The organism is Zoogloea sp., from assembly GCF_041904905.1.
In the GTDB taxonomy this organism is placed as follows: Bacteria; Pseudomonadota; Gammaproteobacteria; order Burkholderiales; family Rhodocyclaceae; genus Zoogloea.
The window spans coordinates 1-10635 of sequence record NZ_JAYRMI010000102.1; the positions used below are offsets into that span (position 1 = coordinate 1).

The following is a 10635-nucleotide window of genomic DNA, read 5'->3' on the forward strand; positions in this document are numbered from 1 at the left end:
AGGAGCACCGCACCAAGATCCACAGCACCAACCCGCTCGAGCGCTTGAACGGCGAGATCAAGCGGCGCACCGACGTCGTGGGCATCTTCCCCAACGAGGCGGCCATCTACCGCCTGGTCGGCGCCTTACTGCTCGAGCAAAACGACGAATGGGCTCTGCAGCGCCGTTACATGACGCTGGAAACGCTCGCCGAAGTTGGCGACAATCCCAACGTCAGCCTGTCTGCACTCGCAGCCTGACTCGCTCTCCTGCCAAACCGGAGACGATGACCCGCCGACCGCTTCTGCTGACGCTTCTTACACCACGCACCGGGACACGATCCACCGTGGCGGTGCTTGTTGATAGCCTTCGCTTCGCCGTGCATGAAGTTCCACAGTTGTTGTCCGCCCTCTTGGCTGACAATGACCAGCATCTGAGTTTTTCCGACGAAAGCCCCGATGTAGGCTTGGCGGAACGTTTCATCGTCGTACTCGATGCGCCACACCTCTAGTGGATTGGTCATCGTGTCAATCGCGAACTGAACATACCGCTCCCGGGCATCCTGTCGTTTTTCGACAATGTGAGGGAGGTTGTTGCGATGAGCTGTGATCGTGCCACAAGGAGATGCAAACTCAACCATATCAGTGTCTGCGCGAAAACCAAGGCGCTCGACAAGTATCGCTATTGCTTCTTCGTGAGTCTCGCCACCGTGAACTAGATCAGGCGCGGGGCGCCGGTCATCTGCTGCCCTGAGATCGTTGCGCCCCAGAGTTTTCCATGACGATGGTTGATTGGGCTTTGCTTTTGCAATCATGCGAGAGGTGAGGCTGCGCTGGAGCTAGGTGGTGGCAGGCCGCGAATATACATGACGTGCGAAGAGCAGACGGGATGGGCCGCCGCCGCGAAACATCCTTGGATGTATCTGACGCATGGGGCTGGAGTGCATGTGGAAGCCTCGGGGGCTAGATTCAGCCGCTTGCGAGAGCGCCCGTGGAATGCTGTTTTCCGTACGGATTCCGTATCAAAGAAAAAGGCCACTCGAAAAGTGGCCTAAGTCCTTGAATTTATGGCGCGCCCGAGACGATTCGAACGTCCGACCCCTGCCTTCGGAGGGCAGTACTCTATCCAGCTGAGCTACGGGCGCGCGGTGGAATGCAGCAACTTTGCGTTGTGCGGCGCGCAGGATAACGCGAATCGGTCTCCGAGTCCATGCTTGGCCTTACAGAAGGAGAATACCCCCGCTATAATCAACGCTTTAAATCATTGAGCCCGTTCTCGAGGAATTCAGCATGTCGGATTTTCGTCGTTCTGCCCCCGTCCGTTCCTACGCGCGGATCGCGCTTTCCATCGGTGTTGCCGCCCTGGCCACCCAGCTTGTGGGCTGCGGCAAGAAGGCCGCCGTCGACGAGGAACTCGCCGCCAAGCTGACCCAGCCGGTTGCTCAAGTCGAACTCAAGGCAGCCCCGGCCGCCGCGCCGGGCAGCCGTAAGGGCGAGGACATCTACACCGCGGTGTGCGGTGCCTGCCATGAATCCGGTGCGGCCGGTGCGCCCAAGGCGGGCGACAAAGGCGCCTGGGCGTCGCGTCTGGGCCAGGGCTTCGACGGTCTGGTCAAGTCCGCCGCAGCGGGCAAGGGTGCGATGCCGCCGAAGGGTGGCGCGGCCGACCTGACCGACAACGAGTTGAAGCGCGCCGTGGCTTTCCTGGCCAACAAGGCCGGTGCCGGCTTCAAGGCGCCGGACTGATCCTGCCCTCCGGCTGCCGGCCCGTGCCGGTAGCCGCAGCAATAAAAAAGCGCAGACCAGAGTCTGCGCTTTTTTTGTTGGGTCCCCCGCGAATGCCGTCAGGCCTGCATCCTGAACCGGAGTTCAGGGGGGTCGCTTTCCTTCCGCCTCAGGCACACTCGACGAGGAGCGCGCACACCGGCGGTTTCTTTGGGCCGCGACCCATGTCACGTAGACATTGGTTCAAGGAGTTTAAGGCCTTAACCAACACCGCAGGGGATTAATCAAACCGTTCGAACCGCATGCCCGGCGGGGGTTCAGAAGAGCTTTTCCTGCTCTCCCAGAACACCGTCGAGGCGACTGTTCATGCGTTCGATTCTACGCTTGAGCGTGGGGATGTCAAACCCGCCGGCACGCTGAAACTGAAGAAATTCGTGGGTGATGTTGAGGGCCGTCATCACGGCCAGACGTTCGCCGGCAGAGTTGGTCTTGACGGCGAGATCGCGCATCTTTTCGTCGAGATAGGCCACCGCGGCGAGCAGGCCGTCCTTCTCTTCGGGCTTGCAGCCGACCCGGTATTCGCGGCCGAGCAGCTTGATGTCGAGTTGTTCCATTCAGGCCTCCAGCCGGGCCGGCCAGAGGGCGGACCGGCAACGGGTGCGGGGTTTGATCTCAGGCTTCGGGGATCCGGGCGAGCAGCGCTTCGAGGCGGCTGCCGACCAGGCCGAGCTTGTCGGTGAGTTCGCGGTTGGCGGCCTCGAGGGCGTCGACGCGTTCCTGGAGACTGCGGGCGTCGGCCAGGGCGGCGGCGTGCTGGCTGCGCAGCCGCGCCTGCTCTTCGGCATGGCGGGTGAGCAGTTGTTCGAGTTTCTGTTCGAGCGAGGCGAGTTCTGCATCCATCCGCCGAATGTTAGAGAGGGGCAGGGGAGCGGTCAAGCAAGCCGGGCACGGGCGGTTGGCGGAGGGCGTCGGCGGCGCTGCCGGGGCCGAAACAGTCGGCCAGCCGGGCCAGATCCATGCTCCGCTCGATGCTGTCGGCGAGGCGGTCGAGATCGGCCTGGCGACGGGCGGCGAGGTCGACCCGCACGGCGTCGGTCAGGCCGGCCCAGGCGAGCAGGGCGGCCAGGGCGTCCGGGTGATCGAAGAGGCCGTGGAGGTAGCTGCCGATGATCTGCCCGTCGTCGGCGCACACGCCGTCGCTGCGACCGTCGGTCAGCTGCACGGAGGGCGTGGCAAGCGCCGGGCCGTGGGTGACGCCCATGTGGATCTCGTAGCCGGCCACCGGGGGGTTGCCGGGCAGGGCGAGGGTGCCGGTGACGTTGCCGAGCTGCTTTTCGGCTTCGAGGGTGGTTTCCATGTCCAGCAGGTCGAGGCCGGCGACGCTGCCGGACGTGCCTTCGAGGCCCAGCGGATCATGCAGCCGGCGACCGAGCATCTGGTAGCCGCCGCAGATCGCCACCAGCTTGCCGCCGTAGCGCAGGTGGCGGCGGATGGCGGGTTCCCAGCCCTGGGCGCGCAGCCACGCCAGATCGGCCTGGACGGCCTTGGAGCCAGGCAGCACGATCAGGTCGGCCGGCGGGATGGCCTGGCCGGGCCCGACCCAGCGGAAATCCACCTGCGGGTGCAGGCGCAGGGCGTCGAGGTCGGTGTGGTTGGAGATGCGCGGGTACACCGGCGCCACCACCCGCAGGCGGGCCTCGCCCTTCTCGGCGCGGGCGTCGGCGAGGGCGTCCTCGGCATCCAGAAAAAGCCCGTGCAGATAGGGCAACACGCCCAGCACCGGGCGACCGGTGCGCGCCTCCAGCCAGTCGAGGCCGGATTGCAGCAGGCCGATATCGCCGCGGAAGCGGTTGATGACGAAGCCCTTGACCCGCGCCTGCTCGGTGGGCGAGAGCAGCTCAAGCGTGCCCACCAGATGGGCGAAGACGCCGCCCCGGTCGATGTCGGCGACGAGGATCACCGGGCAATCCACCGCCTCGGCGAAGCCCATGTTGGCGATGTCCCGGTCGCGCAGGTTGATCTCGGCGGGGCTGCCCGCGCCTTCGACGAGCACGGTGTCGTACTGCGCGCAGAGGCGGCCGTGGCTTTCGAGCACGGCGGCCATGGCCCGGGGTTTGTAGTCGTGGTAATCCCGCGCCGACAGGTTGGCCACCGCGCGACCGTGGATGATGACCTGAGCGCCGATGTCGGTGGAGGGCTTGAGCAGCACCGGGTTCATGTCGGTGTGGGGTTCGAGCCCGGCGGCGATCGCCTGCAGCGCCTGGGCCCGGCCGATCTCGCCACCATCGACGGTGACCGCCGAATTGAGCGCCATGTTCTGGGGCTTGAAGGGCACCACCGACACGCCCCGGCGCGCCAGCAGGCGGGCCAGCCCGGCGACGAGGGTGCTCTTGCCGGCATCGGAGGTGGTGCCTTGAACCATCAGGGTGCGGGCTTGACGCATGTTTTACAATGGGATGGCACAAAAGCCGCCGATTATCCCATGTCCGCCCTGCACCTCGCCGTCCTGTTCTCCGTTGCCGTCCCGATGGGCCTCGGCCTGCTCCTCGACCGAATCTTCGGCGAGCCTTCCCATCACCACCCGCTGGTCGGCTTCGGGCGCTACGCGGCGGCCGTCGAACGGCTGATCCGGCACGTGGCCGACGGGCGGGGCGCCGGCCTGCTGGCGTGGAGCGTGGCGGTGCTGCCGTGGGTGGCGCTGGCCGGCTCGCTGAAGGCGGCCGACGCCTGGCTCGGCCTCGCGCTCGACGTGGGCCTGCTGTACTTCGCGGTGGGCGGCCGCAGCCTGGCAGAGCACGCCCGGGCGGTGGGCGCACCGCTGGCGGCGGGCGATCTGGCCGGCGCCCGCCAGCGCCTGTCGTGGATCGTGTCGCGGGATACCGCCGAACTGGACGAAGCCGGCGTGGCCAAGGCCACCGTCGAATCGGTGCTCGAGAACGGCAACGACGCGATCTTCGGCGCGCTGTTCTGGTTTGCCCTGCTGGGCGGGCCAGGGGCGCTGATGTTCCGCCTCGCCAACACGCTAGACGCCATGTGGGGCTACCGCAACGAGCGCTACCTGCGCTTCGGCTGGGCCGCCGCACGCATCGACGACGTGCTCAACTTCATCCCGGCACGGCTCACCGCCCTGAGCTACGCCCTGCTCGGCCACACCGCCGCGGCCCTGCGCTGCTGGCGCACCCAGGCCCCCGCCTGGGACAGCCCCAACGCCGGGCCGGTGATGGCGGCCGGGGCCGGCGCGCTGCACGTGAGCCTGGGCGGGCCGGCGGTCTACCACGGCCACCTGGAGACCCGCCCCACGCTGGGCACCGGCGCCCCGGCCCGCGCCGCCGACATCGACAAGGCGGTGGCGCTGGTGCACAACAGCGTGTGGCTGTGGCTGCTGGCGATCGCCGCGCTCAATGTGCTGATCCATGCTTGAGCACGGCGGCCGCCTGCGCGAGGCCGCGCGCCGTTTCGGGATTCCGCTGGCCGACTGGGTGGATCTCTCCACCGGCATCAACCCCTGGCCTTACCCGGTGCCGCCGCTGGCACCGGCCGTGTGGCAGCGCCTGCCAGAGACCGACGACGGGCTCGAAGCCGCCGCGGCCGGCTACTACGGCAGCCCGCTGCTGCTGCCGGTGGCGGGCTCCCAGGCGGCCATCCAGGCCCTGCCGGCGTGCTTCCCCCCCGGTCGGGTGGTGACCCTGGCGCCCACCTACGCCGAGCACCCCCACGCCTGGCGCGGGCATGCCGTACGCGCCCTGCCCGCCGCTGCCATCGATGCCGCGGTGGACGACGCCGACACCCTGCTCCTCGTCCAGCCCAACAACCCGGACGGCCAGCACTTCGGCCGCCACCGGCTGCTAGCCTGGCACGCACGGCTCGCCGCCCGCGGCGGCCGGCTGATCGTGGACGAAGCCTTCCTCGACGCCGAGCCGGAGGACAGCCTGGTGCCGCTGGCCAGCCAGCCGGGGCTGATCGTGCTGCGCTCGGTGGGCAAGTTCTTCGGGCTGGCCGGCGCGCGGGTCGGCTTCGCGTTCGCCGAAGCGGCCGTGCTCGACGCCCTGGCGGAACGCCTGGGCCCCTGGGCGGTCTCAGCCCCGGCCCGGGCGGTGACGGCCGCCGCGTTGTCGGATGGCGCCTGGCAGGCTTCGGCCCGCCGGCAGCTCGTCGAAGCCAGCGCCCGGCTTTCCGGCCTGCTGGCCCGTCACGGCCTCGCCGGTGGCAGCGGCACCGCGCTGTTCCAGTGGCGGCCCCGCCCCGACGCCGCCGCAATCCACGCCCGGCTGGCCGGGCAAGGCATCCTCACCCGCCTGTTCGACGCCCCCGCCGGCCTGCGCTTCGGCCTGCCCGGCGCCGAATCCGAATGGACGCGCCTCGACGCGGCCCTCGACCGACTGAACCTGACCTGAACCGCCACCCATGCGCCGCTCGCTCCTCGCCCTCCTCCTCGCCCTGACCGGCACCGCCGCACCGGCCCTGGCCGCCATCGACCTCACCGACGACCAGGGCGTGGCGGTGCACCTGAACAAGCCCGCCGCCCGCATCGTGAGCCTCGCCCCCCACATCACCGAGCTGCTTTACGCCGCCGGCGCCGGAGACAAGGTGGTTGGCGCCGTGCAGTACAGCGACTACCCCGAGGCGGCCAGACAGCTGCCTCGGGTGGGCGGCTACACCGCCATCGACATGGAGAAGGTGGCGGCCCTCAAGCCCGACCTGGTGATCGCCTGGAAGAGCGGCAACCGCGACGCCCACCTGGGCAAGCTGCGCGCCCTGGGCATCCCGGTGTTCATCAACGAGCCGCGCAAGATCGACGACGTGGCGAAGAGCCTCACCCAGATCGGGCGGCTGGCCGGCACCGAGGCCGCCGCCGACACCGCCGCCCAGGCCTTCCGCAAACGCCACGCCGCCCTGGCTGCCCGCTACTCCGCGCGGCCGCCGGTGCGCGTCTTTTACGAAGCCTGGAACCGCCCGCTCATGACCGTGAACGGCGAGCACCTGATCTCCGACGTGATCCGCCTGTGCGGCGGCGACAACGTCTTTGCCAAGCTGCCCATGCTGGCGCCTAACGTGGACGTGGAGGCGGTGCTGGCCGCCTCGCCCGAAGCCATCGTCGCCAGCGGCATGGGCGAGGCGCGCCCCGAGTGGCTGGACGACTGGCGCTCGTGGACGCGCCTGCCGGCCGTGGCCCGGGGCAACCTCTTCTTCATCCCCCCCGACCGCATCCAGCGCCACACGCCGCGCATCCTCGACGGCGCCGAAAAGCTGTGCGGGCAGCTCGAAGAAGCCCGCGCGCGGCGATGAAGGGCGCCCGTCGCGCTGCGCTGGCGCTCGCCCTGGCCGGCACCAGCCTGAACGCAGGTGCCGGCGGGCCGCTGCAGGGCGAGATCGTCACCCGCATCGGGCAGGTCGCCGCCATCCCCGCCGACCAACGACTGGTACCGGGTTTCGCCGGCGCCTGGCGGCCCGTCGCAGCCCAGCGCCGGGTGGTGGAGCGCATCGCCGCGCTGGCCGCCCGGGCCACCCCTGCCTGTGCCGACACCCAGGTTGTGGCCACCGTTCAGGCCGCCCCCGATCTGATCGAAACCCGGCCGGCCCGGGTACATCACGCCCTGGAGCGGTGGACCGTCCAGGTCTGCGGCAAGCCGCAGGATTTCGACGTGTGGTATCGCTACGAGCGCGACGCCTCGCGGCTGGTGGTGACGGAGAGCCGCGCCGACGATTTTCAGGGCGAACTCGACCCGCCCCTGCGGCGCCTGCGGGAGCTTGCCGCAGCGCGCCGCGCCGACGAAGCCAGCGGCCGCGTGCGCTGGCTCAACCTCCCGCTCCCGCCCGACACCGTACCCGCCGCCACCCAGGCCGCCCCGGTCGGCAAACCGGGGCCGTGGAGCGCCGACTTCGTCCCCCTGGGCGAATCGATCCGCGAATGGACCCAGCTGATCTCGGTGCAGGGCCTGCCCCGCAGCGGCGAGGGCCAGGCCCGGGCCCTGCTCGAAGGCATGCAGGCCGCCCGCGCCCGTGCCTGCGACGTGCCGGCCGGCCCGGTGGTGGCGATGCCGTCGGCCGACCCCACCGAAGGCGAGCACATCAAGACCGTGCTCGCCTGCCCCCGGGTGCCCGACACCAACTTTGCCGAGATGGCGGTGGTGAAGGCCATCGAGACCCCCGATCGGCTCTACCTGATCCAGCGCAGCTGGCGCCTGCCGGCCACCGACGGGGACACCCTCCGCGCCGACAGCCGCAAGGCTCAGGCCGCGGCCGAAGCCTTCCTCGATCAAGTGCGGCTATGCAACCCGGCCGCCGACACCCGCCCCTGCCCGGCCCCCTTCCCCCACTGAACCACTCCCTCGCTGCCATGGCCCGCCTCCCCCAACGCATCGTCTGCCTATCCACCGAAACCGTCGAGGCGCTCTACCTGCTGGGCGCCGAAGACCGCATCGTCGGCATCTCCGGCTTCACCACCCACCCGCCCCGCGCCCGCAAGGAAAAGCCCAAAGTGAGCGGCTTCAGCAGCGCCAAGCTCGAGCGCATCCTGGCCGTGGAACCGGATCTGGTGCTGGCGTTCTCCGATCTGCAGGGCGACATCGCCCGCGACCTCATCAAAGCCGGCGTGGCGGTGTATGTGTTCAACCACCGCAGCGTGGAAGGCATCCTGGCGATGGTCGAAACCCTGGGCCGGCTGGTTGGACGCGAGGCCGCCGCGCTGGCGCTGGTGGCCGATCTGGAAGGCACCATCGCCACCGCCCGGGCCCAAGGCGAGGCCCGCGCGGCACGGCTCGGGCGCCGGCCGCGGGTGTACTTTGAAGAATGGAACGAGCCGCTCATCACCGGCATCCGCTGGGTATCGGAGCTGATCGGCATCGCAGGCGGCGAGGACTGCTTCGGCGAACTGTCGGCCTACCCGTCGGCGAAGGACCGCATCCTGCCCGACCCCGCGGCGGTCATCCCGCGCGCCCCCGAGATCGTCATCGGCTCCTGGTGCGGCAAGCACTTCCAGCCCACCCAACTAACCACCCGACCGGGCTGGGCCGCCATCCCCGCAGTGCGCGACGGGCGGGTCTTCGAGATCAAATCCGCCACCCTGCTGGCCCCGGGCGTGGCCGCCATCCGCGAAGGCCTGCCGGCCATCGGGCGCTGCCTCGACAGCCTGCTGTAAACCCGCTGCCTAGCTGCGGCGCACACCGACCACCTTCTGGTAAAGCCCACCGAAATGGGTTTCCTTGCGCCACTCGAACGCCGCGGCCTCCGGCACCAGGGTTTCGATGGACTCGGCCAATAGCGAGTTGGCAAACGGCTCGAGGTAACGGAACACCATCGCCATCACCGGCCGCAGCGGATGCCACCAGCGCGGCTGGTGATAGTCCACAAAAACGATCTTCCCGCCTGGCTCCACGGCGTCCAGCAGATTGGTGACGATGGCCCGGCGCACTGGCGCAGGCACCTCGTGGAGCAGGAAGAAGCAGCACACCGCCTCGAATCCAACGCCCAACGGCTCGGTCAGATCCGCCACCTGGGCCCGCGCGTTGGGCCAGCCCGTCAGCTTTCGCCGCGTGTTGGCCACCTGGATCGGCGCGACATCCACCACATTGAGCTGGCCAGCCTGCCCAAGTCGGCGCGCCATCCGCACCGAAAAATCGCCATACACCGCCGCCGCCTGCAGGACCCGCTGGCCCGGCGAAAACTCGGCCACCGCCGCATCCATCAGACGGCTCGCATTGCCCCACAAGATGGTCGACACCACCACCGGCTGATCCAGCCAGCGGACAGAACGTCTATCGAGATACGCCCAAGTGTAGGTGTCGCGGAGGTAGGCAGGGACGGGGGAGGGCGATGGAGTGGGCATTGATGGGCACGCCGGACGACATCTGTCATCCGGCAGAAGAGCGCTCTAAGAGCAAACAGTGCAACGATACCAGCAAGTCAGGGGACGGGGTATCGAACACACTCAGCCCGCGTGGGGACCAGGGCGGGCTGAGTATTCAGCGCCGGCTATCTTTCAGCTTCCAGTTTCTCCACGACGAAGGAATCGACGATCCGATCGACCAGATTTTGGACTTTCACGTACTCGGCGTTTTGAGCGATTCGCGCCCCGTACATATGGCCGAACGCCAGGTAGAAGTAATAGTTCGAATCGCCTACCGGGAGCAGCCAGACGTCGTGCTCGTCCATGCCCGGAACGGTCGGGCTTCTTTCGCGCAGATGCACCCAGCGGTTACCGTTGCGCACCACGTATTCGGTGGCCTCCCGCGTCAGAATAGTTGCCACCTCGATAGAATCCTGAATTCGGGGGCGATGATGAGAGAACGAGTTGGCGCGATACGGACAAGAATTCAAAGACAGAGCGGTGGCGCGGTTGCTGCCGCCGGAGAGCGCAACGGTGGAATCTGTTGCGCGTGAAATCGGTGTAGGGGTTTCGACCCTGGAGCGCTGGAGGAGTGATGCGCTGTCCAGGCCCGCTCGCGAGCGGGCCTGGACAGCGGCGGCCCGGTTTGAGGCGGTCCTCACGACAGCCGCACTGAATGAAGCGGGCAAGAGTGCTTGGTGCCGCGAGCACGGCGTCTATCCGCAAGAACTGGCCCAATGGCGCCAGGCCGCTACGCAAGCCCTGGCGGAACCGCAAGAGCGTAGCGCCAGTCCGCAGCAGACCAAGCAGGACAGGCGCCGCATCAAGGCGCTCGAACGGGAACTGCGGCGCAAGGACAAGACGCTGGCCGAAGCCGCCGCGCTGCTTGTACTTTCAAAAAAAGTGGCGGCGATCTTCAACAGGGACGAGGACGAATGATCGGCCTCGAAGATCGCCAAAGCCTGGCCCGGGATATCGACACCGCGCTGCATGCCGGTGCGCGCTTGCGTTTGGCCTGCGCCACCGCCGGCATCCATGTGCGCACCTTGCAACGCTGGAAGACCGAGGAGGGCCTCACCCGAGGGGATCGACGGCCTGACGCGGTGC

General features: G+C 68.4%; 13 protein-coding genes, 1 tRNA gene, 1 other RNA gene and 1 pseudogene. 8 read left to right on the top strand and 8 right to left on the bottom strand.

Features of this window, described 5'->3' with window-relative positions; translation table 11 throughout:
* Nucleotides 1-239 (top strand): transposase (locus ACE3N6_RS18225; protein ID WP_374244154.1); only part of this gene is annotated, 239 nt, incomplete at its 5' end.
* Here ACE3N6_RS18225 and ACE3N6_RS18230 read toward each other — a convergent pair.
* Together ACE3N6_RS18230 and ACE3N6_RS18235 are read right to left on the bottom strand one after the other, a co-directional pair.
* Complete coding sequence (locus ACE3N6_RS18230) at nt 167-793, bottom strand: PBECR2 nuclease fold domain-containing protein (protein ID WP_374247246.1); 627 nt, start codon at nt 791-793, stop codon at nt 167-169. The two genes, ACE3N6_RS18225 and ACE3N6_RS18230, sit on opposite strands and share 73 nt — an antisense overlap.
* Nucleotides 794-1046: 253 nt before the next feature.
* Nucleotides 1047-1123 (bottom strand) — tRNA-Arg (locus ACE3N6_RS18235).
* A 145-nt stretch (nt 1124-1268) separates the two neighbouring features.
* Here ACE3N6_RS18235 and ACE3N6_RS18240 point away from each other — a divergent pair.
* Nucleotides 1269-1724 (top strand): cytochrome c5 family protein, encoded by a 456-nt coding sequence (locus ACE3N6_RS18240; RefSeq protein WP_374247247.1) that lies wholly within the window; start codon nt 1269-1271, stop codon nt 1722-1724.
* A gap of 79 nt (nt 1725-1803) precedes the next feature.
* Here the strand turns inward: ACE3N6_RS18240 and ssrS are convergent.
* From ssrS to ACE3N6_RS18260, 4 genes are all read right to left on the bottom strand, one after another.
* Nucleotides 1804-1985: non-coding RNA, 6S RNA (gene ssrS / locus ACE3N6_RS18245), on the bottom strand.
* Between the two features lie 35 nt (nt 1986-2020).
* Nucleotides 2021-2317, bottom strand: coding sequence for a cell division protein ZapA (locus tag ACE3N6_RS18250; RefSeq protein ID WP_374247248.1), 297 nt, complete (start codon nt 2315-2317; stop codon nt 2021-2023).
* A 58-nt stretch (nt 2318-2375) separates the two neighbouring features.
* The gene (locus tag ACE3N6_RS18255) at nt 2376-2603 is read right to left on the bottom strand and encodes a hypothetical protein (protein ID WP_374247250.1); all 228 of its coding nucleotides are present in this window, start codon (nt 2601-2603) and stop codon (nt 2376-2378) included.
* Between the two features lie 10 nt (nt 2604-2613).
* Nucleotides 2614-4146, bottom strand: a complete 1533-nt coding sequence (locus tag ACE3N6_RS18260) for a cobyric acid synthase (protein ID WP_374247251.1) — start codon at nt 4144-4146, stop codon at nt 2614-2616.
* 39 nt (nt 4147-4185) lie between these two features.
* Between ACE3N6_RS18260 and cbiB the strand changes: the two genes are divergently transcribed.
* From cbiB to ACE3N6_RS18285, 5 genes are read left to right on the top strand one after another with little or no spacing between them, the layout of a single operon-like run.
* Nucleotides 4186-5124 carry an adenosylcobinamide-phosphate synthase CbiB gene (gene cbiB, locus ACE3N6_RS18265; RefSeq protein WP_374247252.1) on the top strand — a complete coding sequence of 313 codons (939 nt, stop codon included), beginning with the start codon at nt 4186-4188 and terminating at the stop codon, nt 5122-5124.
* Nucleotides 5117-6097, top strand: a complete 981-nt coding sequence (cobD, locus tag ACE3N6_RS18270; RefSeq protein WP_374247253.1) for a threonine-phosphate decarboxylase CobD — start codon at nt 5117-5119, stop codon at nt 6095-6097. Before cbiB ends, cobD begins: the two co-directional genes overlap by 8 nt.
* 10 nt (nt 6098-6107) lie before the next feature.
* Nucleotides 6108-6989, top strand: a complete 882-nt coding sequence (locus ACE3N6_RS18275; RefSeq protein ID WP_374247254.1) for a cobalamin-binding protein — start codon at nt 6108-6110, stop codon at nt 6987-6989.
* On the top strand, nt 6986-8023 hold the full coding sequence (locus ACE3N6_RS18280; RefSeq protein ID WP_374247256.1) for a hypothetical protein: 1038 nt from the start codon (nt 6986-6988) through the stop codon (nt 8021-8023). Before ACE3N6_RS18275 ends, ACE3N6_RS18280 begins: the two co-directional genes overlap by 4 nt.
* 17 nt (nt 8024-8040) lie before the next feature.
* A complete protein-coding gene (locus tag ACE3N6_RS18285; RefSeq protein ID WP_374247257.1) occupies nt 8041-8841 on the top strand; it encodes a cobalamin-binding protein in 801 nt (266 codons plus the stop codon).
* A gap of 9 nt (nt 8842-8850) precedes the next feature.
* Here the strand turns inward: ACE3N6_RS18285 and rquA are convergent, their stop codons facing one another.
* Both rquA and ACE3N6_RS18295 read right to left on the bottom strand, forming a co-directional pair.
* Nucleotides 8851-9528, bottom strand: a complete 678-nt coding sequence (rquA, locus tag ACE3N6_RS18290; RefSeq protein WP_374247258.1) for a rhodoquinone biosynthesis methyltransferase RquA — start codon at nt 9526-9528, stop codon at nt 8851-8853.
* A gap of 146 nt (nt 9529-9674) precedes the next feature.
* Nucleotides 9675-9950 (bottom strand): DUF769 domain-containing protein, encoded by a 276-nt coding sequence (locus tag ACE3N6_RS18295; protein ID WP_374247259.1) that lies wholly within the window; start codon nt 9948-9950, stop codon nt 9675-9677.
* 43 nt (nt 9951-9993) lie between these two features.
* On the opposite strand from ACE3N6_RS18295, the pseudogene ACE3N6_RS18300 reads away from it, so the two are divergent.
* Nucleotides 9994-10635 (top strand): annotated as a pseudogene (locus ACE3N6_RS18300) (transposase); the annotation flags it as partial.